Annotated in this window: 24 protein-coding genes; 4 read left to right on the top strand and 20 right to left on the bottom strand. The window is 48.9% G+C overall.

Annotated features, from left to right (window positions below; translation table 11 throughout):
- Nucleotides 1-57 precede the first annotated feature (57 nt).
- The 3 genes from zipA to smc form a co-directional block, all read right to left on the bottom strand.
- Nucleotides 58-1,140, bottom strand: coding sequence for a cell division protein ZipA (zipA, locus tag ACOJUO_RS16895; protein ID WP_422137582.1), 1,083 nt, complete (start codon nt 1,138-1,140; stop codon nt 58-60).
- Between the two features lie 217 nt (nt 1,141-1,357).
- Nucleotides 1,358-1,540 (bottom strand): hypothetical protein, encoded by a 183-nt coding sequence (locus tag ACOJUO_RS16890; protein WP_422133170.1) that lies wholly within the window; start codon nt 1,538-1,540, stop codon nt 1,358-1,360.
- Between the two features lie 92 nt (nt 1,541-1,632).
- Nucleotides 1,633-5,142, bottom strand: a complete 3,510-nt coding sequence (smc, locus tag ACOJUO_RS16885) for a chromosome segregation protein SMC (RefSeq protein WP_422133169.1) — start codon at nt 5,140-5,142, stop codon at nt 1,633-1,635.
- A 116-nt stretch (nt 5,143-5,258) separates the two neighbouring features.
- On the opposite strand from smc, the gene ACOJUO_RS16880 reads away from it, so the two are divergent.
- Both ACOJUO_RS16880 and ACOJUO_RS16875 read left to right on the top strand, forming a co-directional pair.
- Nucleotides 5,259-5,435 carry a hypothetical protein gene (locus ACOJUO_RS16880; protein ID WP_422137581.1) on the top strand — a complete coding sequence of 59 codons (177 nt, stop codon included), beginning with the start codon at nt 5,259-5,261 and terminating at the stop codon, nt 5,433-5,435.
- 161 nt (nt 5,436-5,596) lie between these two features.
- A complete protein-coding gene (locus ACOJUO_RS16875) occupies nt 5,597-6,580 on the top strand; it encodes a transposase (protein ID WP_422137580.1) in 984 nt (327 codons plus the stop codon).
- Between the two features lie 293 nt (nt 6,581-6,873).
- Here the strand turns inward: ACOJUO_RS16875 and ACOJUO_RS16870 are convergent, their stop codons facing one another.
- The 3 genes from ACOJUO_RS16870 to ACOJUO_RS16860 all read right to left on the bottom strand — a co-directional run bounded on the left by ACOJUO_RS16870 (nt 6,874) and on the right by ACOJUO_RS16860 (nt 12,875).
- Nucleotides 6,874-8,238, bottom strand: a complete 1,365-nt coding sequence (locus tag ACOJUO_RS16870; RefSeq protein WP_422137579.1) for a hypothetical protein — start codon at nt 8,236-8,238, stop codon at nt 6,874-6,876.
- Between the two features lie 534 nt (nt 8,239-8,772).
- Nucleotides 8,773-10,365 carry a hypothetical protein gene (locus ACOJUO_RS16865; protein ID WP_422137578.1) on the bottom strand — a complete coding sequence of 531 codons (1,593 nt, stop codon included), beginning with the start codon at nt 10,363-10,365 and terminating at the stop codon, nt 8,773-8,775.
- A 320-nt stretch (nt 10,366-10,685) separates the two neighbouring features.
- Entirely contained in the window at nt 10,686-12,875 is a 2,190-nt protein-coding gene (locus ACOJUO_RS16860) for a hypothetical protein (RefSeq protein WP_422137577.1), read from the bottom strand.
- Nucleotides 12,876-13,241: 366 nt separating this feature from the next.
- On the opposite strand from ACOJUO_RS16860, the gene ACOJUO_RS16855 reads away from it, so the two are divergent.
- Together ACOJUO_RS16855 and ACOJUO_RS16850 are read left to right on the top strand one after the other, a co-directional pair.
- Complete coding sequence (locus ACOJUO_RS16855; protein WP_422137576.1) at nt 13,242-14,225, top strand: transposase; 984 nt, start codon at nt 13,242-13,244, stop codon at nt 14,223-14,225.
- 395 nt (nt 14,226-14,620) lie between these two features.
- Complete coding sequence (locus ACOJUO_RS16850; protein ID WP_422133162.1) at nt 14,621-14,908, top strand: hypothetical protein; 288 nt, start codon at nt 14,621-14,623, stop codon at nt 14,906-14,908.
- Nucleotides 14,909-15,026: 118 nt separating this feature from the next.
- Here the strand turns inward: ACOJUO_RS16850 and ccmI are convergent, their stop codons facing one another.
- The 14 genes from ccmI to ACOJUO_RS16780 all read right to left on the bottom strand — a co-directional run bounded on the left by ccmI (nt 15,027) and on the right by ACOJUO_RS16780 (nt 25,929).
- Nucleotides 15,027-16,196, bottom strand: a complete 1,170-nt coding sequence (gene ccmI / locus ACOJUO_RS16845; RefSeq protein WP_422137575.1) for a c-type cytochrome biogenesis protein CcmI — start codon at nt 16,194-16,196, stop codon at nt 15,027-15,029.
- Nucleotides 16,193-16,723 (bottom strand): cytochrome c-type biogenesis protein, encoded by a 531-nt coding sequence (locus tag ACOJUO_RS16840; RefSeq protein ID WP_422137574.1) that lies wholly within the window; start codon nt 16,721-16,723, stop codon nt 16,193-16,195. Before ACOJUO_RS16840 ends, ccmI begins: the two co-directional genes overlap by 4 nt.
- Nucleotides 16,720-17,262 (bottom strand): DsbE family thiol:disulfide interchange protein, encoded by a 543-nt coding sequence (locus tag ACOJUO_RS16835; RefSeq protein WP_422133159.1) that lies wholly within the window; start codon nt 17,260-17,262, stop codon nt 16,720-16,722. The genes ACOJUO_RS16840 and ACOJUO_RS16835 overlap by 4 nt, the downstream gene beginning before the upstream one ends.
- Nucleotides 17,259-19,277, bottom strand: coding sequence for a heme lyase CcmF/NrfE family subunit (locus ACOJUO_RS16830; RefSeq protein ID WP_422137573.1), 2,019 nt, complete (start codon nt 19,275-19,277; stop codon nt 17,259-17,261). Before ACOJUO_RS16830 ends, ACOJUO_RS16835 begins: the two co-directional genes overlap by 4 nt.
- Nucleotides 19,277-19,810: a cytochrome c maturation protein CcmE gene (ccmE, locus tag ACOJUO_RS16825; RefSeq protein ID WP_422133157.1), complete on the bottom strand. Its 534-nt coding sequence runs from the start codon at nt 19,808-19,810 to the stop codon at nt 19,277-19,279. Before ccmE ends, ACOJUO_RS16830 begins: the two co-directional genes overlap by 1 nt.
- A complete protein-coding gene (gene ccmD / locus ACOJUO_RS16820; protein WP_422137572.1) occupies nt 19,807-20,112 on the bottom strand; it encodes a heme exporter protein CcmD in 306 nt (101 codons plus the stop codon). The genes ccmE and ccmD overlap by 4 nt, the downstream gene beginning before the upstream one ends.
- Nucleotides 20,113-20,117: 5 nt before the next feature.
- Nucleotides 20,118-20,867, bottom strand: a complete 750-nt coding sequence (locus tag ACOJUO_RS16815; protein WP_422133155.1) for a heme ABC transporter permease — start codon at nt 20,865-20,867, stop codon at nt 20,118-20,120.
- Between the two features lie 30 nt (nt 20,868-20,897).
- Nucleotides 20,898-21,605, bottom strand: coding sequence for a heme exporter protein CcmB (gene ccmB, locus ACOJUO_RS16810; protein WP_422133154.1), 708 nt, complete (start codon nt 21,603-21,605; stop codon nt 20,898-20,900).
- Nucleotides 21,602-22,270, bottom strand: a complete 669-nt coding sequence (gene ccmA, locus ACOJUO_RS16805) for a cytochrome c biogenesis heme-transporting ATPase CcmA (protein WP_422137571.1) — start codon at nt 22,268-22,270, stop codon at nt 21,602-21,604. The genes ccmB and ccmA overlap by 4 nt, the downstream gene beginning before the upstream one ends.
- Before the next feature lie 254 nt (nt 22,271-22,524).
- Nucleotides 22,525-22,800, bottom strand: coding sequence for a LuxR C-terminal-related transcriptional regulator (locus ACOJUO_RS16800; protein WP_422137570.1), 276 nt, complete (start codon nt 22,798-22,800; stop codon nt 22,525-22,527).
- Nucleotides 22,707-24,134, bottom strand: a complete 1,428-nt coding sequence (locus ACOJUO_RS16795; protein WP_422137569.1) for a histidine kinase — start codon at nt 24,132-24,134, stop codon at nt 22,707-22,709. The genes ACOJUO_RS16800 and ACOJUO_RS16795 overlap by 94 nt, the downstream gene beginning before the upstream one ends.
- 201 nt (nt 24,135-24,335) lie before the next feature.
- A complete protein-coding gene (locus ACOJUO_RS16790; RefSeq protein WP_422133150.1) occupies nt 24,336-24,746 on the bottom strand; it encodes a hypothetical protein in 411 nt (136 codons plus the stop codon).
- A 149-nt stretch (nt 24,747-24,895) separates the two neighbouring features.
- Complete coding sequence (locus ACOJUO_RS16785) at nt 24,896-25,291, bottom strand: hypothetical protein (RefSeq protein WP_422137568.1); 396 nt, start codon at nt 25,289-25,291, stop codon at nt 24,896-24,898.
- 209 nt (nt 25,292-25,500) lie between these two features.
- A complete protein-coding gene (locus ACOJUO_RS16780; RefSeq protein WP_422137567.1) occupies nt 25,501-25,929 on the bottom strand; it encodes a hypothetical protein in 429 nt (142 codons plus the stop codon).
- Nucleotides 25,930-26,043: the final 114 nt, after the last annotated feature.

The raw sequence follows: 26,043 nt of genomic DNA, 5'->3' as shown, positions 1-26,043 counted from the left end.
GAGTTTTGCGACCCTCAGTCCGGGAGAGGATTTGGATTGATGAAGGCTAGAAAGAAATCAGTCAACCATCTTCTGGGTTAACTGTTTTCTTTCGAAATCACGAATGCGTTGACGATAGTGCTCCAGCGTCTGTTGAGTCAGTACACTGAAGTGCTCGTCTTTTAGCTCTCCACCCAGATCCAGTGCTAACTGACGAACCGTTTCTTCCATCAGCATAAACGATTTGAGTGGCTCACGGGGCCCCGGCAATCCCATAAAGATACTGACTGCCGGTGTATCAGTCGATTCCAGTTTGCCGATGTCAAAAGTGCCCGGCTCTACCCCGTTTGCCATGCTGAACAGAATCTGCCCGGTTCCATCTTTGTTGGCATAACGATGAAAGATCGACATATCACCATAGCGCATGCCCGAAGCCAGCAGGCTTTGGAGCAACCTTGCTCCGTTAAACTTTTCGCCTCCTTTAGCCAGCAGATTGATGACCAGAACTTCACTGGCAGCAGGACGATCCGCCAGTTTTTCCTGATTGACAGGACGGTGACTTTTTTCCGCTCTTGCAGGTTTGGTCGTTGTAACAGGTGGGACAGCCACCTGGAGTTCTTCAACAAACCCGGGCGTCAAAGTAAAGCTTTCCTGCACAGGTGTGCGCTCTTCAACTCCGGGGGCTGGTTTTTCAATCTCTGGAGTGGGCTCTTCAACTCCAGCTCCGGGCCCTGCAGAAAGCACTTCCGAGACATCATCCACCTGGGTCAGGACGGGTAAGGGTTCCGACGCTTTCTGAACCTCTGGCGCTTCGACAGGCTGCGCCTGCACCGATGTCACTGGCCTGGCAGGCGCTACTATTTCTGATTCAAGACTGGATATTTCCGGCTCGATTCGCTCCCTTACAGGCAAATGGGATGATTCTTCCGAACGTACCCAGCCCTTGACTGTTTCCAGCTTCTGGGGGCTTCCCTCAGACTTTCTGGCTCCACCATTGGGCAATTCACTACCAAATTCGTCTTCGTTACCTTTTACATCTTCAAGACCGAAAGACAGTTCTGACGCTCTTTTTCTAGCCAGACGCATACGGCGGTATCCATCAGCCAGAACGCCAATAATGACGACGATTCCGATTACTACCAACCAATCTCGTAAACTCATGTCCATGCCGCCTGCTTACCCAATGGATTGTTGCTGCCTGAAAATCAACAACCCGAAAACGCAAAAAAATCTGAAAATTGTAAATCAGTAAAATGTGCTACTATATTACAGCAAAAAATCTTGTAATCAGACCGTTGTCTATGACTATTGTCCAAGACTGCTGCTGAAACACGTCCTTGATCGTTACTTTCACATCGCTGTTCGGAAAGTGCCAGAATCAGGACAAACGAATCGCTCTGACCTGAAGCCCTATTCTGGCGAGTATTTGTTGTCCCTTCAAGCGCAGACCACGGATATCATTAACAATCTTCTTCAGGCACCTGGCCAAATGGGCAGGCACCTGAATAGTGATAACTTTTTCCAGCCGCCAGTGCAACTCTGTAAACAGTTCACCATTCACAAGAGGGTTGCACAGCAACAAATTTCCGAATCTTAACAACGAATAACAAACCAATATATTAGAAAACAGCCTGTAAAGACTGTTCCCGAGACTCAGAGTTCTGCCATGGCTGCGGCCTCTTCCACATCCACAGATACGGGCCTGGAGACACCGGGTTCCTGCATCGTTACACCCACGAGTTGATTCGCTGCCTGCATGGCGATCTTGTTGTGAGTGATATAGATGAACTGAACCTTGTCACTCATTTCCGAAACCATTTTGGCGTAACGGCCCACATTGGCATCATCCAATGGCGCATCCACCTCATCAAGCATACAGAAGGGTGAGGGGTTCAACTGGAAGATGGCAAAAACCAGGGCAATCGCCGTCAGCGCTTTTTCACCACCAGACAGCAAATGAATGGTACTGTTCTTCTTACCCGGTGGTTGCGCCATAATCGCCACCCCGGTATCCAGCAAATCTTCACCGGTCAACTGCAGATATGCCCGGCCACCGCCAAAGACTCTGGGGAACAGCTCCTGCAAACCGGAATTGACCTTATCAAAGGTCACTTTAAAACGCTGGCGGGTCTCCCGGTCGATTTTGCGGATAGCATTTTCCAATGTTTCCAGTGCGGACTCCAGATCCTGGTTCTGTGCATCCAGATAGGTTTTGCGTTCCGACTGGGTTTCGTATTCTTCGATCGCTGCCAGGTTGATCGCTCCCAGCCTTTCAATCCGCGCCTGCAGTCTTTCCAGCTCCTGCTCCCAGGTTTTCTCGGTGGCTTCTTCCGGCATGTTGGCCAGAACGGTATCCAGATCAAACTGGTCTTCCCGCAATTGATCCGACAAGGTCGTACGCCGGACCTGCATGCCTTGCCAGTCCATTCTTAATTTCTCAAGTCTTGAACGGGCCGTCTGGGCTTTTTGCTCAGCTGACTGTCGGCTCCTTTCCATTTGTTGCAGTCGTTGTTCAACGTCTTCCAGTTCGCTGCGAGCCTTCTGCATGGCTTCCTCTTCTTCCAGCCTTCTGGCCAGAAGAATCTCCAGCTGTTCCTGCAACTCTCCTTCAGGAGAATGGGACTCTGACAGTGACGCCTGAAGCAACTCCCGGCGCTCCCGCAGCTTTGTGGATTGCTGGCTGAGTCGCTCGATAGCTGCCCGCAGGGATTCCGCCTGACTGTTGATGGTTTGCTGCCTCAAGGCCAGCTGATGCAGACGATCCTTATCCTGACGGGAAGTCTGCCGCAACTGTTCCAGCTTCTCCCGGCCCTTCTCTCTTTTTTCCAGCAAATCCTCTTTCAGACCACTGTCCATTTCCATTCGATCCAGAGCGTCCTGAAGTCGCAAACGAGACTCTCCGATACTTTCCTGTTCAGCCTGACTGAGCTCCTGACATTCAGCAATCTCGTGCTGAAGTCGGGTACGTCTTTCTGAAAACTGCTCGAGCCTGACTTTTCGGGCACCGAGATCCGCTCTGACCTCACCCTGGGTTCGGTTAAGCTCAGTGATCTGGTGTTGAGTCTGCTGTCGGCGGGTTTCCAGCTGCTCGGCCAGAGTTCTGGCATCAGCCAGACGTTCTTCTACCTGCAGGCTAAGCGCTTCCAAAGATCCCATCCGGCTGCCAAGCTCTTCAAGCTCCTGCTGACGGGCCAGAACACCGGAGTGATTGTCTGTTTCACGACAAACTCTAAGCCAGTTTCTGGACAGCCAGATACCCTCTCTCGTGACGATGGATTCGTGAGCCTGCAGGGAAGCTCGAGCAGATAGAGCCGCTTCCAGTGAATCAGTGACATAAATGCCTGCCAATAACCCTTTGGCCTCACTGCCTGACTGTACTTTGCTGGCCAGGCTATCCAGTCCCCCTTTGCCACTCTCAGTGACCTGATGGGCAGAAGCATCCAGCAAAACCGCTGTGCCCTGTTCCAGAGAATTCAAAAACCCTGCAACAGGGTCCAGATCATCCACACAGAGTGCCTGCAGGCTTTCTCCAAGAACGGTTTCAACGGCCAGTTCCCAGCCTGACTCCACCTGCAGTTTTTCGGCCAGCCTGGGTGCCGATGCCAGTCCATGCTGCTGCAACCAGACCATGACCCCGGTGTCCTGCCCCATAGCCGCCTGCTGCAGAGCTTCCAGAGAAGCATGACGCCCTCTGATCATACTCAGCTCATTGCGATGGCTGTCACGATCTTCCTGTAACTGATCAAATTGAAGGCGGTTTTCCTCTATGTCTGAGGTAACCTCTTCCAGTTTCAGTTCGTGATTTTCGCGAGTCAGCTCCAACTCGGTCAGCTTTTCGGAGAGCAATTCCATCTCTTCAATGTCTTCACCACCGCCAAGACTGCTGCTCTCTTCACGCAGACGCTGTTCACGCTCCTGCAAACGCTCCAGTACGGTTTCAGCATGTTGAATCCTGGACTGTTCTACTTCAGCCGCCTTCTGAGGCTCATGGGAGCGTTGATTAAACTGATCCCATTCCTGTTGCACACGATGCACTTCCGCTTCCACCTGGGCAAGGGAGTCACCGGACTGGTACTCCTGCTCCTGAAGCATCTCCAGCTCAGGCTCAATCTGCAATTTTTCTGCTTCCAGAATTTCCAGCTGAGACTGATCTTCAGCCATCTGTTCACGGGCTTCCTGCCAGCTTTGTTCAAGCTGTTGCAGGTCGTGGCTCAGTTCTTTGGCGCGCTCTTCTTTGTGGCGAAGCGTCTGCTCAATCCGGGTGATTTCATTGCCCGTGCCATAATACCTGGCCTGGGTTTCATGGAAATGATCACTCAGCTCCATTTGCTGGGCGCGGTCTTTTTCCATCCCGGCGTCGGAAGAGCGCTGTTCACTGACGGCAGCTTCCAGCTGGACTTCCAGCTCGGAAATCACATGTTCCTGATTCCTGACCTTTTCATCGATGCCGTGCCAGCGCAGGGCCTGAAGCTGGGCTTTTTTCAGTCGTTCATCGGCCTTGTATTCTTTGTACTTTTCTGCCGCTTCGGCCTGTCTCTGCAAATGCCCGAGACGACGCCCCAGCTCCTCACGCAGGTCAGTCAGTCTTTCAAGGTTTTCATTGGTTCGGCGAATGCGGTTTTCTGTCTCACGGCGGCGCTCCTTGTACTTGGAGATACCGGCAGCTTCCTCAATAAAGACTCTGAGCTCTTCCGGCTTGGACTCAATCAGCGTGGAAACGATACCCTGACTGATGATGGAGTAACTGCGCGGACCCAGGCCGGTTCCCAGAAAGATATCCATAACATCTTTCCGGCGACACTTGTTGCCATTGAGGAAGTAAAAGTTCTTGGCTTCCGAGGTGAGCATCCTGCGAACTGAAATCTCGCTGTAGGCAGCAAATTCGCCAGTGACCCGACCTTCGTTGTTATCAAAGATCAACTCTACCGTCGCCTTTGCTGAAGGCTTGCGACTATTGGAGCCCTTGAAGATAACGTCGGTCATGGATTCACCACGAAGGTGCTTGGCAGAAGATTCCCCCATAACCCAGCGCACGGCGTCAATAATATTGGACTTGCCGCAGCCGTTGGGACCAACGACACCGCACATATTGGAGGGAAAATGAACCGTTGTGGGATCCACGAAGGATTTGAAACCGGCCAGTTTGATCGATTTAAGACGCATCTTTTCCTTAGTTCGTAGCTATCAGGACCACAGCTGCCTGGTTATCAGTAGGTAACAATTCTCTACGAGTGTACACAGATTATGCCCATCAGGAAAAGTCGTTGTAACCGAAAGCTTTGATCATTAGCCTTCAGGCAAGTTCAGCAAGAAATAAAGAAAAAAAAGACACCCAAAAAAAAAGAAAAAGAAGAAGAAAAAGAAGAAGAAAAAGAAAACCAAAAGAAAAAAAAAAAAACACCCAAACACACCCACAACAAGAAAAAAAGAAAAAAGAAAAAAAAAGACACCCATGAAAAAGAAAACCAAAAGAAAACCAAAAGAAAAAAAGACACCCAAACACACCCACAACAAGAAAAAAAGAAAAAGAAAAAAAAGACACCCATAAATTTGCTTTACCATACACATAGTCTACTTTTGACCTACAACTGATTTTTTTGCCCAGACAGGTGAGTTCATGGCCCAAGCTCGCAATACCCTGATTGATCCCAGCTCAACTCCTTACTACCACTGCATGGCAAGATGTGTTCGTCAGGCTTACCTCTGTGGAGAGAACCATCTGACTGGCAAGAATTACGAGCATCGCCGCCAATGGGTGGTGGATAAACTTCGGGAACTGGTTTCAGTCTTTGCTATCGAAGTCTGCGCTTACGCTGTCATGTCAAATCATTATCACGTGGTTTTGCACATCAATCAGTCATCTGCCAGAGGCTGGTCACGGAATGAAGTGCTTCATCGTTGGACGACCTTGTTTGCAGGTCCACTACTTGTACAAAGGCATTTGGCTGCTGACAAACTGGGCAGCGCTGAGCTGACCCGTGTCGATGAATATGTTGAAGAATACCGGCGTCGTTTAACGGATATCAGCTGGTTTATGCGCTGCCTGAATGAACATCTTGCTCGTGAGGCCAATAAAGAAGACCAGTGTAAAGGACGCTTCTGGGAAGGACGCTTTAAAAGCCAGGCATTGCTGGACGAAGCAGCGTTACTGACCTGCATGACCTACGTTGACTTGAATCCGATTCGGTCTGGAAAGCTAGAAACACCGGAAGAGTCAGAGTACACGTCGATTCAGGAACGGGTGGAGCAGGTTACACATTCCGAGACTAAAAATCAGCCGCTGACCCTGAAACCTTTTTGTTTGCAGGGTCAGAATACGGACGTTGCCCTTCCCTACCTTCTTCACGACTATCTGGAACTGGTTGACTGGAGTGGCCGCATTGTCAGGACAGATAAGAAAGGTTCCATCCCGTCGTGTACCCCTCCTATTCTTCAAAGGTTGGACATTGATCCGGATGAGTGGCTGAAAACCATGCAATGGAATAATCGTTTTTATCGGGCAGTTGGCCGTCTGGAGGCGATGAAGGCTTACGCACTTGAAGCCGGACAGAAGTGGCTTCAAGGCTTAAACGTCTGTAGCCGTTTGTACCTGACAGGTTAGCGTAGAAGTCAGTTAAGAAATTAAACACTTTCTCTTTATCCCTCCTCGACTTTAAGTTGGAATAAGTTTGTGTTGTCTGAATCATGGCCTGAGCAGCCTCTGTTCGTGGGATGCTTCTGTATGGCTCGCTGATAGACTATTCGAAGATAGGTTTTTAGATCCTTTTTTAGGAATACAGTTTTTAGATGTCTTAATTATTTAATGGGTGTCTTTAAATCGATCAAACTGGCCGGTTTCAAATATTTTTTATTTTATGGGTGTCATGTGCCTCCTTTTGGGTGTCATGTACCTTATTATTTAATGGGTGTCTTATTTTTTTGGGTGTCATGTGCCTTTTGTTTATGGGTGTCATGTGCCTTTGCCTTTTGGGCGTCGTCCGTCGGACTTGTCTCGGAACACTCAATAATGCCCAGAATACTTCCTAAACAAGATGCGCCATGACAATCACCATAATTCTGGCTATTTATCAGCATATTATTCATTTCCTGCCTGACGTAGTCCGTCACACTTGCCCTTGCATCCAGGATAATGCGTAGCAAACCATTCGCATCAGTCCAACGCCTGGTTTTCAGGCTCTCTAACAGCATGTTGCTCAGTACCTGCTGGTCGTCGTCCAGCAGACTTGTCTCAGTGTCCTGAATAACGCCCAGAAAACGACCTACACTATCCCAATCCCAACGCTTCCGGGCCTCTATCAGCATGTTACCCAATACCTGCTGGAGGCCGTTCGTGAGACTTACCCTGGCATCCCGAATAATGCCTACTAAACGATCTACTTCATCCCAGTCCCTATTAATCAGGGCCTCTGTCAGCTCATAACTCAGTTCTTCGGGGGCTTCTTGCATCCCCGTTGCCCCAGTGCCCTGATCACTGAGTTGTTGTGTTCCCTGAGGCAGCAGGGTATCAACCGGCCTTTCCTGATTTGTTGTTGTCTCTGCTCTTTGAGTAGTCGCGTCGGAGACACTGGCAGAAGCCGTTTGTGAGGAATGAGTATCCGTCGGCTCGTTACAGGAATCGGGTAAGTCCACCTGTGCTTCTTCGAGTTCCCGCCGGGCGTCGTCCTTCGGACTTGTCTCGGAACACTCAATAATGCCCAGAATACTTTTTAAACGAGATGCTCCATGACAATCACCATAATTCTGGCTCTTTATAAGCATGTTACTCATTTCCTGCCTGACGTAGTCCGTCACACTTGCCCTGGCATCACGGATAATGCGTAGCAAACCATTCGCATCAGTCCAACGCCTGGTTTTCAGGCTCTCTAACAGCATGTTGCTCAGTACCTGCTGGTCGTCGTCCAACAGACTTGTCTCAGTGTCCTGAATAATGCCCAGTAAACAACTTACACTACCCCAATCCCAACGTTTCCGGGCCCCTATCAGCATGTTACCCAGTACCTGCCGGGGTTCGTTCGTGAGACTTACCTTGGCATCCCGAATAATGCTTACTAAACGATCTACTTCATCCCAATCCCCATTAATCAGAGCCTCTGTCAGCTCATAACTCAGTTCTTCGGGGGCTTCTTGCATCCCTCTTGCCCCAGTGCCCTGATCACCGGGTTCAGGACCCAATATTTCTGTTAACTCAGGCAAGTTTTTTCTACATAGCGGGCAGGTTGACCTTGCCTCAAGTGGAGTATGTTGAAACAACTTCTGCATACAATCTCTGTGAATTTTATTGTTACAACATGGAATGAGTGTCACGCCTCTGCCAAACACGCGCTGACATATACAGCACCTGCCGTTCGCTTCAGCAGGCTGTCTGTTTTGAGAATGATTAACTGAGTTACCTGGCTTTAAGTTATCCATCATTAATACTTCCCTGCAAAATTGTTTAAACCTGGTATTTTGACCACCAGTCTTCAGGAAAGTTCCATTTCGGTCTGCCCGTGGAAGAGCATCAAACTCCCTCTCATTTAAGATCTGGAGAACAACCACGATGAGGAAACTACCGCTCGTATCCACAACAATAATGCTTGCAGCCTGTTAGCAGGCTGTGTCACTGAGCGATGGTTCGGGACTGCATATCAACAATGACTGCTGGACCGCCAAATCTTGTTCTTCTTTACTATTTGCTCTGGCGAGTGAAAAGAGAATAAAACCTTTTTGATTTTCTGAGCGACACCTTTCAATGACCCGCTTGCTGACCTTGGCTCCTCGCGGAATTGACCCCGAATATGCATGAGCGGTCCCTCACGATGCCTTGCGTCTTCGCACGGACATCCGGGATGCAAGGGCTGGCACCAAAGGCGGTGAAACAGGGTCCACACTGATGCCAAAGATTTTACTCATGACGTGATCACCCATCCCGTCGGTAGTGAGTATCTTAAGCAAAGGGCTCAGTATTGTGGGGGTAATAGCCTGGGCAAACCCTGTTTTTAGCTTCTGCCACTGCTGCTGCATTGGTGATATTTCGCTTTGCCCTGACAGTGCTGAAAATTCCCTGCAGGCAGCTTTTTTAGCATCGTTTTCGTCGGCGTATATACCGAGACACTTAAAGCCTTTATCGCCAACATCACCACCTTGATGTTCGATAAATGTCAGCAATTGATCAAGCAAATGGCGCAAGCCCTGTTTATCATGACACGACAGGTTTTTGGCCGATTTCTCACCGATTTTGAAGATGATTCTGGAAAAAAGCATGCCAATTTCAGGGGATAAAAGGCTTTGTATCGCAGGCAAATTTAATGCTTTGGCTAACCCGGGATTATGATCCGATAACTGATCCACCAAGCGCTGAAAATCATTATACTTCTGTCGCAACCCATCAAGATCGGTTTTAATCTGCGAAGCCTCATAAATTAAATCATCCTGAGACAGCATTGCCGATTTTGGAACCGTTGTTGTAAACAGAAAAGATTGACTATCGTGATTGAGGAAACGATCACGGTACTTCTTTTGCGGATGCTCTGCATAAATTTCTTTCAGTTTCTTGTATGGCCACCGTTCGGTATAGCTTGGGCACTCGATGAAATTTTTGCGACCAGCCTGGCAGACAAGGTAGTGCCCCTGTTCACTGTACCCACCATCGACTTTGGGATCTAGCGGGTAACTGACACGGAGAAATGTTTTCTTATCCGTTTTGGCCAGATAACAATTGTCATCATCGTGTTCAACATCGCTTTTGCCCAATATGGTCTGAAGAACAGCCAGCATTGATTTCATTGATGCCAGATAACTCCCTGAGGAGTCCATATAATCGGTAAACTCCTTCAGGGTTTTACGGTATTCACAGCCATTACAGCGGACAAAACCATCTTTAAGATAAAACCCCTTTAGTGCCAGAAGGCTTATTAATTCCTTTACGTCAGCGCCTTGGATGTAAGGTAACAAGGGGTGAAAACTTCGTAATCTTTCAGCGTAATCTGGCACCTCATCAGCCAGAACAAATATTTTATCTTGCCCATGTTGGCCAACTATCCTGGAAGCCTTTATCACTCGCTTATCGGTGTAGTCGTTGACCAGAAATATTTTCACATCCCGGTGCCTGATGGCAGTCATACGAAACTTGCAATCAAACCCTGACACTGGCTGAAACTTCAGAAAAACTGACTCACCCCTGGCCACCGTTATTTCAAAATGATTTATTTGATCAGCTTTATCGCTGACAATTCCTGCCCAAACCAGATAACTCTCTTGGCTGGCCCGAGCATGCATTTCATCCAGATCAATACTGAACTCAGTGTCACCCTTATCATTCTTGACATCCAATTTTTTGATAGAATTTTGGGATACTGATGGTAAAGGTCGAACCGGAATAAAGATCCTTGACTGTGCAGGAAACATAATTAAAACTCCTTTAAAAAATACTCACTCCTTTTTAGGGCTTAAGCACCAAATAAGTACTATGAAACTTAATAATCCCTCAAGCTTTTCGTTGTCCCGACCAGCAGCTAACCGTTTAAGTTTTATACCGTCAACAGCGAATGACAGTCACATTTCTGCCAAACTTTTCTCTTAGCTGAATAATCGTCAAGCTTCGTAACAGCTTAAATTCCAGTAGATCACGAACTTTGTACGCCGTCCTTGCTCCGCTGCTCTTGATAATCTTCTGGAAAATATCTGCTTTATCCCAAGACTCATTATCCAAGGCCTCTATCAGCTTGTCACTCAGTGCCTGCTGAGCTCCGAGCATCAGCCTTGCCATCGTCCATCGGCCTTGCTCCGATGCTCTCCAGAATGCATCGAATTCTATCTGCGCTATCCCAGGAATCGTTATACATAGCCTGTACCCGCATGTCACTCAGTGCCCGCTGGTCGTCGTCTGCCAGCCTTACCCCGGTGATCTGGATAATGCCTTGAAAACTGTTTGCCTTATCCCACAACCTCTTTAGCACAGCCTCAACCAGCTTGTCACTGAGTACCCGCTGATCGTGGTCCGTCAGCCTTGCCACGGTGCCATCGTCCATCAGCCTTGCCCCGGTGCTCTGCATAATGCCTTGAAAACTATTTGCGTCATCCCACGCCCCATTTTGCACAGCCTCTATCATCTTGTTACTCAGTGCCCGCTGGGCGTCGTCCGTCAGCCTTACCATGGTGCCATCGTCCATCAACCTTGCCCCGGTGCCCTGGATAATGCTTTGCAAACTAAATGCTCTTTCCCATAACCCATTATTCACAGCCTCTATCAACATGTTAATCAGTACCCGCTGGTCGTCGTCCGTCAGCTTTGTCATGGTGCCCTGGATAATGCTTTGCAAATTATATGCGTTTTCCCACGATCCATTATTCACAGCCTCTATCAGTTTGTGACTCAATACCTTCATTTCGTCGTTCGGCAGTATTGTCCAGGTGCCTTTAAAAATCTGCTGTAAACGATCTGCGATATCCCAAGACTCATTATTCAAAGCCTCCATCAGTTTGTTCGCCAGTGCCTGCTGGTCGTCATCCGACAGCCTTGCCCTGGTACCCTGGAAAATGCGTTGAATTTTATCTGTGTCATCCCACAAGCCATTATTCACAGCCTCTATCAGCTTGTTACTCAGTATCCGTTCGTCGGCGTCCGTCAGACTTGCCCCGATGCCGTTAATAACCTGCTGTAAAAGATCTGCGTTATCCCACGACCCGTTATTCAAAGCCTCTATCAGCATGTTACTCAGTGCCCGCTCGGCTTCCTGCGTCGGCCTTAACCATAGAATTTTGCCCGTCGGCCGTGCCCCGATGTCCTGGATAATGCGTTGCAGGCTATATACTTCACCCCACAACCCATTATTCACAGCGTCCATCAGCTTATTACCCAGAGCCCGCTCGTGTTCGAACTGCGGTATTGCCCTGGTGCCCTTAATAATCTGCCGTAAAATATCTGCTTTATCCCAGGACTTATCATCCACGGCCTCTATGAGCTTGTTACACAGTGCATCCTGGAAATTGTTCGGCATCCTTACCACGGTGTCCTGGATAATGCATCGCAAACTATCTGCTTCATCCCACAACCCATTATTCACAGCCTCTATCAGCCTGTTACCCAGTGCCTCCTGGAAGTCGATGCTCGGCCTTGCCCCGGTGCCCTGGATAATGCATCGCAAACTATCTGCTTCATCCCACAACCCATTATTCACAGCCTCTATCAGCCTGTTATCCAGTGCCTCCTGGACGTCGTAGATCGGCGTTGCCCCGGTGCTCTTAAAAATCTGCTGTAAAAGATCTGCCTTCTCCCAAAACCCAGTATCCACGGCCTCTATGAGCATGTTACCCAGTGCCAGTTTAGCTTCATAAGTGACCCAGATATAATCGGGCTTCAGCTTTATCCCAGCATCCTGAATAGCGCGTTGAATGTTATATGCCTTATCCCATAACCCATTATTCACAGCCTCTGTCAGATTGCCAATCAGTGCCCACTGATCGTCTTCCGCCAGCCCTGCACTGGTGCCCTGAACACTGTCTTGTTGAAGTTCCGTAGGAGGCAGGGTATCCATCTGTCTTTCATGACTTGTTGTTGTCTCTGCTTTTTGGGTAGCGGAAAAATTACCAGAGGCCGATTGTGAGGAACAGGCACCCAGAGGCTCGTTAAGCGAACCTGGTATGTTCCGTTGCGCCCCGACGCTAACTGAGAAAGGTTCTGATTGCGCTGAATCAAGCTGCCCGGCGTTGCACAATGGGCATCTTAGCCTTACCTCCAGTGGAGTAGCTTGAAGCGCCTGTAGCAAATAGGCTGTATCAATTTTTTTCGAACAACAAGCGGTGACGGTCACATCTCTGCCAAACACTATTTTGCATATAGGGCAGCTACTACCTGCTTCAGCAGGTTGGCTATTTTGAGAATGATCAACTGGCTTAGTGGAGTTTGGATTTATCATGATTAATTCCTACATGAAAGTTTTTTCAGTTAAAGTGCGGACAAGTCATCTGCGGGATCTGCAAACCATTAAATGCCAGCTTGATAGTGAATTCTCTGGGCAGACCTTAGCACCACAGAATTTGATCATATATTTTGACAGCAGTTAATTAATTTGGTTCCGTAACCAACGCATTAAAGCTAATACGGGATTGATGCCAGCCAAGGGAAACAGGAACAGGAACAGGAAAACACCCACTGGAAAAAGAAAAAAAAGCCCCCCCCAAAAAAAAAAAAAAAAAAAAAAAAGACACCCATAAATTTGCTTTACCATCCACCTGGTCTACTTTTCACCTACGATTGATTTTTTTCCCAGACAGGTGAGTTCATGGCCCAAGCTCGCAATACCCTGATTGACCCCGGCTCAACGCCTTATTACCACTGCATGGCAAGATGTGTTCGTCAGGCTTACCTCTGTGGAGAGAACCACCTGACTGGCAAGAATTACGAGCATCGCCGCCAGTGGGTGGTGGATAAACTCCGGGAACTGGTTTCTGTCTTTGCTATCGAAGTCTGCGCTTACGCTGTCATGTCGAATCATTATCATGTGGTTTTGCACATCAATCAGTCATCTGCCAGAGGCTGGTCACGGAATGAAGTGCTTCACCGTTGGACGACCTTGTTCGCAGGCCCGCTTCTGGTGCAAAGGCATCTGGCCGCTGACAAACTGGGCAGCGCTGAGTTGGCCCGTATCGATGAATATGCTGAGGAATACCGACGTCGTTTAATGGATATCAGCTGGTTTATGCGCTGCCTGAATGAACATCTTGCTCGTGAGGCCAATAAAGAAGACCAGTGTAAAGGACGCTTCTGGGAAGGACGCTTTAAAAGCCAGGCATTGCTGGACGAAGCAGCGTTACTGACCTGCATGACCTACGTTGACTTGAATCCGATTCGGGCTGGAAAGGTAGAAACACCGGAAGAATCAGACTACACGTCGATTCAGGAACGTGTGGAGCAGATTGAACATTCTGAAACCAAAAGGCAGCCGCTGACCCTGAAACCTTTCTGTTTACAAGGACAGGATACGGACGTTGCCCTTCCCTACCTTCTTCACGACTATCTGGAACTGGTTGACTGGAGTGGCCGTGTTGTCAGGACAGATAAGAAAGGTTCCATCCCGTCGTGTACCCCTCCTATTCTTGAAAGATTGGACATTGATCCGGATGAGTGGCTGAAAACCATGCAATGGAATAATCGTTTTTATCGGGCAGTTGGCCGTCTGGAAGCGATGAAGGCCTTTGCACTTGAAGTTGGACAGAAGTGGCTTCGAGGGTTAAACGCCTGCAGTCGTTTGTACCTGACAGATTAGCGTAGAAGTCAGTTAAGGAATTAAACACTTTCTCTTTATCCTTCCTCGACTTTAAGTCGGAATAGTTTTGTGTTGTCTGAATCATGGCTTGAGCAGCCTCTGTTCGTCGAATCCTGTTGTGTGGCTCGGTGATAAGCTATTCGAAGATAGGTTTTCAGATCCTTTTTTGGGGATACAGTTTTTAAATTTTTTATTCAATGGGTGTTTTATTTTTTATGGGTGTCTTATTTTTTTTCTTTAGTTTTTTATGGGTGTCTTATTTTCTTGCCGAAAGCTTTGACCATCAGCCTTCGAGCAAGATCAACCCCTGATTTAACACTGAACCTGCCCCTTTGATAACAACGTCTATAATTCCTTATCACTCTTAATAAATACAAGACAGGCAAACACTCACTATGACAAAACTACTGCTCTTACCGACAACAACAATCATACTGTGCAGCCTTTTATCAGGCTGCGTCACCGAGCCAATGGTTCAGGATGATAGCTTCCATAACGACCAGCGCCCCGCTCCGGTATTGACTGAGGAAGAATCTGGCATCAGCCGCCAGAACCGAATTAATCACAACCAATACAGGATGAAACATGACCGACGGATGGAGTATCAGCCCTCTCCCGGACCGCAGACCATGCCCTCCTGGAAAATGACCTTTCCCAACATTGAGCCGGTCATCGTAGACTGAATCACAGTAAACAGGCATGAAGAGGCGAAAATGGAACGAGGTGTACAGGAAGAAAAAATAACGCTGCCCGGTCAGTCAACGAGGCAGCAAATTTAAAGAATTTAGAAGGGCAGCAAGATCAGCTGGCAGGTGCGATTCGCAGCTGAATAACGCCGTTATCCTTGATTTTTACATCACGGACCTCAGCCTGATAATCAGCCTGAGCCACATCGCCTGAAAGTGTAACACGAGCCACCACATCCAGACTTTCTGTATCCGACAGGCTGACTGAGCCCATCATCATGGCAGCATTATCATCCAGTATTACCTCTTTGGGAAGGTCACTGACCTGCAGAGGAACAGCAGCAATAGGGGGCTTTTTGGCACCGCTCTCACGGGCAAAAACAATGACTCTGGCTTTACCCGGAAGATTACTAAGCTCAGGAGCCAATTCGACATTGATCCGCAATTCTGCAACCGTTTCACCCATTAGTTTGCGTGCTTTGGTAATACCGGCAGACAAGGACTGTCGGGCAGCCATATCATCTTCAAAAGAGAGGGCTTTGGTCCAGGCCTGAACTGCCTGCTGGTAGTCTTCCTGCTCAAAAGCATCAATACCCTTGAGCCCTAATGCCGTGGTGTTGCTTTCATCCTTGCTGAGTGCATCCTGATAGAGGCCACGCACCTCGCCATTGATCTGGTTGCGGTTCGCCAGGAACAGCACCTGAGCCAGTTGGGCCGACGCCTGAGGACTGCCTTCGGTGACGGTGTACAGCTTCTTATAAGCGTCAATCGCCTTATTAACCTCACCCCTGGCCATGTAACGACCTGCCAGCATATACCAGGCCTGAGCATTGTCAGGTCGTTTGTCACTCCAGGCTTCCAGGGTAGAGATCATCTCTTCATGAGACACATCCCGGTTCATCATCTCAACGACAGACAGTTCTGTCTGCGAACCGAGGTAAAGGTAAACGGGCACAGCCATGGCTGGAATCAGGAAGGCCAGAAACAGAGCCAGGCTTTTGTTACTACTGCCGGTGTAACTGAGCTTCTCTTTCTTATCAGCCACATCCTCCAGCAGCTTCTTTTCCAGCTCAGTGCGAATCTGTTCAGCATCTTCCGGTGTCAGCAAACCCTGATCCAGCTGCTTTTTCAGTTCGGCTTCCTGCTCTTTGAAATAAGCAATATTGGAAGCCTTGTCGGAAACACCCTGATCCGCACCAGGTCGACTGCGGAACCACAGTGGCGTAACGACGAGAGCCATACCCATGAGAGTTAAAATGGAAGCGATTATCCAGAACTGCGTCATTTATCTTTACCACCCAGTATCTTTTCCAGCACGGCTTTGTCCTGCTCGTCCAGCGTTTCATCTGCGATCCCGGGACGATGCTGTTTAAGGATTCTGAACAGTATGAAAATGCCCAGCAACAGCAGAATCAGAGGACCAAACCAGAGGGCGATGGTGCGGGCATCCATTCGGGGCTTGTAGAGTACAAAGTCACCGTACCGATCCAGCATAAACTGGATAACGGTGTCATCATCGGCCTTCTCTTCAACAATCATACGGTGAACTTCACGACGCAGATCCTGAGCAATAGGCGCATTGGAATCGGCAATAGACTGATTCTGACATTGAGGGCAGCGCAGTTCTTCGTTCAGACGGAAAAACTGCTCCTGCTGCCGGGGAGAATCAAACTGATAGTTATCAATAACCCCGGCATAGGCGCCCGTGCTGACCACCACTGCGACGAACAGCGCCAGTATGAGCCTGAAAGAAAGAACAACACTCGCAGATTTCAGCAGCGATGAGTGCCTGAACAAATAGTCGAGAGTCATTGTACTAACTCCTTCTGCAGAGCGTCGTAACGAGGCTTGAGATCTTCCTTCCAGACCCGGTCATCAATGATCCCGATGTGTTTGTGACGAATCACACCCTTTTTGTCGATCAGAAAGGTTTCCGGTGCGCCATAAACACCCAGGTCCAGACCCAGCCTGCCATCCTTATCAACAATGTTAAAAAGGTAAGGATCTTCGAGGCGATCCAGCCACTCCAGAGCATCCTGACGCTCATCTTTGTAGTTGAGGCCTACAATATTGATGCCTTCCCGGGCAAGCTTTATCAGGTAAGGGTGCTCAACCTTACAGGCCGGACACCACGAACCCCAGACATTGAGTAGCAGAACCTTGCCTTTCAAGGCTGCTTCGGTAACGCTCTCTTCAGGCTGCTTCAGTTTTTCGAGGCTGAATTCCGGAACAGGTTTATCCAGCAGCATAGAAGGTAGTTCACTTTTATCTTCCATGAACAAACCGATATAAAGCAGCACACTGAACGTCAGAAAGAAACCTAATGGGAGAAATAGTTTCCAGCGCTTCACGCCTGACCTCCTGTCGTGATGGCTGCATCCTTATCTGAATCCCCGGCGGGCTTTTTGTTACCCAGTAAAGCCTCTTTCCTGTTCTTGAGACGGACACGATATCGCTTGTCAGAAATCGCCAGCAAACCACCCAGAGCCATAAAGATGGAACCCAGCCAGATGAAACGAACATAAGGCTTAACGTGGAGACGGACTGCCCAACTATCGCCGCCAAGCGGCTCACCCAGGGCAACATAGAGATCACGGGTTAAGCCCGGATCAATATCTGCATCAGTCATTGGCATGTTCTGCACGGTATAAATACGCTTTTCCGGTTCGAGGACGGCTATTTTCCTCTCATCCTCAAAGACGCTTATAGTGCCGTAGTCCGCTACATAGTTGGGCCCCTGACGCTGACTCACACCATCAAACCGAAAGACGTATTCGCCAACCTGGGCAGAGTCACCCGGGCTCATTCGCAGATCTTTTTGAACACTGTAACCAGACGTCAGTGCCACACCAATAAAGGTAACCGCCAGACCCAGGTGTGCCAGTTGCATGCCATAGTAGGCTGGCTTGAGCTTTGTCAGCCCTCTCAGCAGACCGGTATTACGGGTTTTATTGCGTACATCCTTGCCAATGGTGAGTACCATCCAGAAGACAAGCCCCATCGCCAGAGCTTCACTGACCAGGAAGCGATCTCCGTACAGGAAGCTGAATGCGACGCCGCCGATAACAGAGACAACAAGAATCCAGCGTACCTGCTGTTTCAGCCAGTTGACGGAGCCTTTTTTCCAGTTCAGCAGAATACCGATACCCAGGCAGGCAGCCAGCAGCATGGCGAGAGGAACAAACAGCAGATTAAAGTAAGGAGGGCCTACAGAAATCATGCCCAGATCCAACGCATCCAGCAACAGTGGGAACATAGTACCCAGTAGTACCGTGGCACAGCTGGTCACCAGAATAATGTTATTCAGCAACAACAGGGTTTCACGGGAAAGCAGGGAGAAACTGATTTTACTTCTCACTTCCGGTGCCCTGAATGCAAACAGGCTCAGGGAAGCACCCACCACCACCAGCAGATAGACCAGGATAAAGAGACCACGTTCAGGATCATTGGCAAAGGCGTGAACCGAGGTCAGCACACCGGAACGAACCAGGAAAGTACCAAACAGACTCAGGGAGAATGTGGTGATCGCCAGCAGCAATGTCCAGCTCTTGAACAGTCCGCGTTTTTCAGTCACTGCCAAAGAGTGAATAAGTGCCGTACCCGTCAACCAGGGCATCAGGGAAGCATTTTCCACAGGGTCCCAGAACCACCAGCCACCCCAGCCCAGCTCGTAATAGGCCCACCAGCTACCCAGGGAAATACCTGCTGTCAGGAAACACCATGCCACAGTTGTCCAGGGGCGAGCCCAGCGTGCCCAGGCACTGTCCAGCTGGCCACCGAGCAATGCCGCAATAGCAAAGGCAAAAGCGACCGCAAAACCAACATAGCCCATATACAACATGGGCGGATGCACAATCATACCCAGATCCTGCAGCAGCGGGTTCAGATCAGAACCGTCGGCAGGAGGAAATGGCAGAATACGGGCGAACGGGTTTGAGGTCAGCAGGATAAACAGCATAAAGCCAACGCTGATCATACCCATGACCGATAACACTCTTGCAGACAGTTCCGGAGGCAGTTTATTACTGCGCAGAGCAACCGCCTGTCCCCAACCGGTCAGGGTCAGAACCCAGAGCAACAGAGAACCTTCATGGCCACCCCAGACGGCAGTGACCTTGTAGTAAACAGGCAACAGGGAGTTGGAGTTGCTGGCTACGTACTGAACCGAAAAGTCATCCGAAAGAAAAGCAACTACCAGACACATGAACGACAACAGGACAAAAACAAACTGACCTGTTGCCAGCGTTTTACCGGTAGCCATCCAGTTCAGTCGGCCATTGTAGCTACCTGCCAGTGGGATAATACTTTGCAGCAGAGCCAGACAGGTTGCCAGTATCAGGGCAAACAGCCCCAGTTCAGGATTCATTACTTGCTCTCCGATGCCTGAGAGTGAAGGCTCTCAAGGGGCTGTTGACTCTCCTGTGGGTATGACGGGGCGCCATCAGGCTTATCTGACGGATTGCCTGACTTCGAACCATGAGCTTTGTCGATGGCCTTCTGTACTTCCGGAGGCATATAGTTTTCATCATGCTTGGCTAACAGCTCCTCGGCTACAAAACGACGGTTTTCATCCAGTTTGCCGGTTCCGACAATGCCCTGACCTTCTTTGAAAAGGTCTGGCAGGATTCCGGTATATTCCACTTCCACTTCGCCATCGCCATCACTGATTCGGAATCTGGCTTTCAGGCTGTTCGGATCACGTATGACCGAACCCGGAACGACGATACCGCCACCACGGATCCTCTGACCGACGGGCGCTTCGCCTCTGGCCATCTGGGCTGGAGAAAAGTAATGGTTGATGTTTTCCTTCAGGGCAAACAGAGCAAGGGCCACAGCAATACCGACGCCGGCCACCAATAAAAGCACTAATAATAAGCGTTGTTTGCGAACTGGATTCATTCCATTTCTCCCTCCCGGACACCTTGATCTTCAATGTTGACTCTGTCTTCCCGCTGACGGGTTATTGTCATTTTTTGCTTTCTGTCAGCTGTCAAGCTTTGGCGCCTGTTCGCTGTTAAGCTCCGGTCTCTGGACAGGCTGCTGCGCACCTGACGCAGAACCTGGGAAAGGATCCGCTTTCTGGCCCGCAACGGAGAAATTATGTTGTAGGCAATGATCACCAGACCAATGCCGTAGGCCGCCCAAACAAAGACACCGTGACCATCCATGCGTATCAAACTGGCCAGACTTTCAAAATACATAGTTTTCAGTTCTCCAGTTTGGCCAATACGGTCTTGTGAACCCATTTGGTTCGGCGCTCACGGTCCAGTATTTCGGTTCGCAAACGGAGAATAAGGACAACGGTAAAAAACAGATAAAAAGCCGCAATACTGATCAGCAGAGGCCAAAGCATCTCAGGTGCCATGGACGGCTTTTCAGTCAACTTGAGCGTGGCGCCCTGATGAAGGGTATTCCACCACTGGACAGAAAATTTGATGACCGGGATATTGATCACCCCAACCAGAGTCAGAATGGCACAGGCCTTTGCCGCAGTATTGGTGTTCCTCATAGCACCACGAAGAGCGATGACACCCATGTAGAGGAACAGCAGAATCAACATAGAGGTCAGCCTGGCGTCCCAAACCCACCAGGTACCCCAGGTCGGTTTACCCCAGATAGCACCGGTTACCAGAGCCATCAGGCAGAATGAAGCTCCGATGGGTGCACAGCACTTCAGTACCATGTCAGCCAGCTTCATTTTCCATACCAGAGTGACAACACCAGCACAGGCCATCATCACGTAGATAGCAGAAGCCAGAAAGGCGGTAGGAACGTGGATAAATATGATCCGGTAACTATTGCCTTGCAGATAGTCCGGTGGCGCAAACATCAGACCCCAGATCAAGCCGGTGGCCATCAACAGGGCTGCCAGAATGGCCAACCAGGGCAACCACTTGCCACTGATCTCGTAAAACCATTTGGGTGATCCCAGTTTGTGAAAAAAAGTCCAGTTCATTATTACTCTACCGTGACTGGTTCCTGTTGCTCAGTCTGCAACTATTCTCAGTGATGCGGCTATCGCCAGCGGCGCCAGACACAATCCAAACATCAGCAATGCTGCCATCCACAACAAGTGCCCTGAATAGGACATACCCTCAACTGCCGTCTGAACAGCCCCTGTCCCGAATATCAGAACAGGAATATATAAAGGTAAAGACAGCAATGTCAGTAGTATTCCTCCCCTCTGAACACGCACTGTCAACGCTGCACCAATACCTCCAGCGAGACTCATCAGGGGTGTACCCACCAGCAGACTCAGTATTAATGCAGGAAAAGCCTGTGACGGTAAATGCAGCATCAAGGCCAGTAAGGGGGCCATCACTATCAGTGCTACGCCGGTCGTCAGCCAGTGCGCAAAGATTTTAGCCAACACCAGTAAAGGCAATGGGTGCGGCGATAACAATAGCTGATCCAGTGAGCCGTCTTCCTGGTCACTTCTGAACAGGGAATCCAGGGAGAGAAGAACCGCCAGCAGAGCGCCTATCCAGACGATGCCACCGGCTAACTGAGACAAAAGTTCTTTTTCAGGGGCGATACCCAGAGGAAAAAGACTGGCGACCATCAGATAAAATGCCACGGGATTCAGGGTCTGTCCCGGTGTCCGAAAGGCCAGGATCAGATCTCGTTTAACCAACCCCAGAAACGCCCGACCGCCCTGTAATGAGCTGCTGCCCTGCAATGAAGTGTCACTCATAACCAGGCCCCCGACTCTTCATGACCGGTCTCTTCATCGGAAGTTGCATAGGCCTCCAGACGAAGCTTTCTGAACCGGTCAGACAGCTTTGACAGGCTCTGGTGGCTGGTCATCACCACAGCGCCATTTTTTTCAATGTGCCGGACCAGCAATTGCTCAAGCCAGGCCACGCCATCGACATCAATAGCCGTAAAGGGCTCATCGAGAATCCAGAGCGGCACGGTTGAAAGTGAAAGGTCTGCCAGAGCCACCCGTCTGTGCTGCCCTGCAGAAAGTTGCCCGCAGGGAACTTCTTCATAGCCAGCAAGGTTCACTTGCTCCAGCGCAGAAACAACCCAAGGCTCCGGGTAACGTTCGTTACGAAGGTTTGAGCGCCAGAGAATATTTTCTATTGGAGTGAGTTCGGTTTTAACGGCAGGTTTGTGACCAAAATAAAAGGTTGACAGCCGAAAGTCTGCATAAACGCTGGAAAGCTTCTGCCCTTGCCAGATCACCTGGCCACGATAATCACCACAGAGGCCTGCCAGCACTCTCAAAAGCGTGGTTTTACCCGCTCCGTTACAGCCTTCTATCTGTAGCAGTTCACCGGGAAACAGTTGAATGGAGAGGTTTGAAAAAAGAACACGATCGTCTCGTTCACACCCCAGCTTAGCCACTTCGAGCAAGTCGTTTTCCCTACAGTCTGTCAGTCAATTGAGTGATTCAGAGACCTGAAGCCTCTACCCCCTTATACGGCTGAAATTTCATAGCAGTTTACGATTGCTGGTAGCTGTTCAAAAAACACTCTAACAGCCATAAACTCGGGCAGGATTATATCGAAAAAGACGTTCGTTCCGAAGTAATTAACTATCTAGATTGGGTAAATTCGCTGACATTGACCTGACTCGATTCAGCCCAACACTCTCATTCGCAAGGGGCATCAACGGTCCCGGCTGTTCACCCACCAGACTGCGGCCTCAACCCGCGAACGAAAGTCCAGTTTTCGAAGCATACGTTTGACATGAACCTTGACCGTGCCTTCACTGATGTCCATTTTTCGGGCAATCACCTTATTTGCATCCCCTTCCGCAATAAACTGGGGAACCTCCCTCTCTTTAGGTGTCAGCAGATCAATCTTGCTGGTCTCGCTGCTATCAGGCCTGAGAACAGAAGCCAGCACTTCTGCCAGCCGGGCATCCACTGCCAGTTTTCCCATGGCCGCAGCTGGCGATAGGCACTGTTAATGCCTTCACGAATTTCTTCGACAATTGAGTCGACGGATTCTTCCGCTCCCATCCGCTTTAGAACCTTCCTCAATCGAGTGACCTGAATTTTCTGGTAAGACAATGCCTGAGCCAGCGAATCATGTAACTCCCTGGCTATGACGGCTCGCTCTTCCATCAAAAGCAATTGCTTCTCCTGAGTCTGGTAGCCACTGCGATACAGTGAGGCAGAAACAATATCGCCAAACGTTCTCAACCACTGCCTGCTCTCTTCGGTCAATGACTGCCCTTCTTGCAGAGAGATTTGCAGATAACCATAACCCTCATCATTCTGGCTCAGTGAAAACTGGACATCCGATGAGGGTTCTCGAATACAGCCTTCACACTGACCCGTGTTGCAGACATCATTAAAAGCCTCGCTTTGCGGAAAAATCCGCTGTAATTTCATGCTCCCGGCATTGCCAGTCAAACAGACGCAGGCACTTTTAAGTCCGAGCAGCCGCTTCCAGCGTTCCAGCAACAACGCCAGTTGATCTTCGTCGTAGGGGTTCATGCCCAACGTCCGGGACGTTTCATACAATAGTTGCAAAGCCGTGTTTGAATGTTCCAGTGATCGAGTCTTCCCTGATACCTGGGCCTCGAGATCACTATAAAGAAGCGAGAGGCTGTCGGCCATGGCAGAGAAGGTCTCTGTCAACTGCCCCATTTCATTGGCATTCTTATAATTGAGACGCAGGTGGTCAAACTTACCAAGACGGACCTTCTTTGCCGCATAACTGAGCTGTTCAACCGGCTTGATCAGGTTCAATTGGATGTAACGTATCGTCAAAGCCCCAATGGCCAGAATGGAACAAAGTGAAAAAATCGCCAGTATCATCAGCCAGTGCAGTTTTCGCTCGGTATGCAACTGTAATGAGGTCACCAGATCGTTCAGACGATCAACAAAACCGGGAACCTTATCCGCAAACTCTCGCCATCCGACTTTATCTCGCAATAAAGGTCGCATCTCACTGTGCCATTCACTGACCAGAGCCTGATAACGACGGCCAATAATATCGGTTCTGTCAGCCAAATGCCTCAAAGTAGGACTGTCAAGGCTGCTGTCATAGATCTTGATTAACTGGCTCAATCCGTTGTGGCTGGTCTCCTCAGAGTTGACCCGGTCTACCAGACGCCATGCCTGCATTCTCAATGATCCGGCAAGGTTGATAGCGGCGGCATCACTCTCTGTGGTCGCTGCAAACCACAACGAACCACTGACACTGAGCAACCCCAAAAAACAGATGGTAATAATAGCGGCCAGCGCCTTGAACCGAATGGGCTTCAACAACATGCACCTTAAATAAAGACTCGACACTCAGAGCTGTCAGACAGCTCTGAGAAAAGATTTAGACCCGGGAAGAGAGCCATGACACAAAGTCGTCACGACTTTATCAGAACCAGTGCCGCAGACGCCACTGCCGCAGGAGTGGGGAAAAATTTGGGAATTGAGACAAGTGCTTATCAGATACCCTCTCATAGCCATTAATTATTCAAGATTCATGCATTTTTCAAAGGCTTCTCTAATCTCACCACCAACGCCCTGAAAGACATCGCCTAATGTTGAGTAAACTTTATACAGCAGCCAGTCTTTGCTAAGTATGCTGACACCAGCGAAATAATTTGTATCCTGAGCTTTACTCAGTCCACCAACACCCATGCAACAGTGATAACGCTTGCCAGTAGGACAATAGCCATTGACATCGAAAAGATTACATTGATTTCCGGTGGCAGCCGTTGGATCACTGTCGGGTGCAAAATACCAAGCGTACCATTTATCCTTATGAGGAGTGTATAGATAGTGACAATCACGTTCTTCCAGTTGTCGACCGACGGCATAACTGGTACTCATAAAACCAAGATAAACGACAACAAGCAGCAGTAGTTGATATTTCCTCATAGTGTTACCACCATTTCATGTACGTCAGCTCAAGCAGAGTATAGAACTCTGGAGAAGGTGGTTGCTGTGAACCCTTGATTAATCTTAAAACAGGCTAACAATAAAAACAGAGGCTACAACAATACATACCGGACAGCCTCTCAGGTCTATTATTGACTCATACATTTTTCGTAGGCTTTTCTAAGCTCGCCTTTGCTGACGCTCTGGAAGAGTTCAGCTTTGGTCAGGTAATCTTTATACACTAGCCATCTTCCGCTAAGAAGAATACTAACACCGCCGTAATAAGCTGTATCTGGCGTGTTATTGTCTCCGGCAATAATCAGGCAACAAGAATTATGCTTCCCAATAGGACAAGACACATCGTACGCTTGTAAAAGAATGCATTGAGCCCCTGAGTCAGTATATTGATTTTCAGGAGTAAAACTCCAATATGTATCTGATGGAGTGTATAGAGACTGACAGTCACCATTGGTGATTTGTGAACCAGCGTAGCTTACATTGATAAAGCCAATGCAAAACAAAAAAAGCAGCTCGTACTTCTTCATCGTTTCCACCATTTCCTTTTCTGCCGGGTACCAAGTATAGCCCTACCCGTTCAGCTGTCTCTCAGTCACAAATTCCGGAAGGCCACAAAACCTTCCAATCCCTTTATTCCTATGGAGTAAGGGATTGCTCAGTATGTCGATTTAGTGATTTTTCATACTCAAATAATGACTCATATACGACAATGTATGCGAATACCCTGCCAGAGAAATTATTCAGTTAAACATTTTTGATAGACTCTCTTGAGCTCACCACTATTAACGTCATGGAAGAGCTCAGCTTTGGTTGAATACTGTTTATAAACTAACCAGCCTGCTTTATAGGTATTCACACCACCGAGATAATCTGTATCTGAAGTTTTGTTCGCTCCAGCTATGGTGAGACAACACCGATAATGCTTACCAGCAGGACAGCCCTGGTCACCCCACGTATACAGAAGAGTACATTGAGCCCCGAGAGCACTGCTTGGATCACTGGCGGAGGTAAAGTCCCAAAATGTACCCGAAGGAGTATATAGACTTACGCAATCACCTTCGTTTAATTGTGAGCCCGCATAACCAACATTAACAAAACCGAGACAAATCAAAAAAAACAGCTGACACTTACTCATCATTAACACCACTTTGTCTGCTTCAGCCATCGCTAAGTATGGCCCTATCCTCCTGCCCTGTGGTCGGGTAGCACTGACATTGAGTACCCCTAAATAACCGCTTGCTGCTGAAAACAGAGGTTACAAAAATCCGTACCGCATTGC

The organism is Endozoicomonas sp. ALC020 (assembly GCF_049275935.1).
Lineage (GTDB): Bacteria > Pseudomonadota > Gammaproteobacteria > Pseudomonadales > Endozoicomonadaceae > Endozoicomonas_A.
The sequence above is the reverse complement of the archived record's forward strand: the minus strand, read 5'-3'. Positions and strand labels throughout refer to the sequence as shown.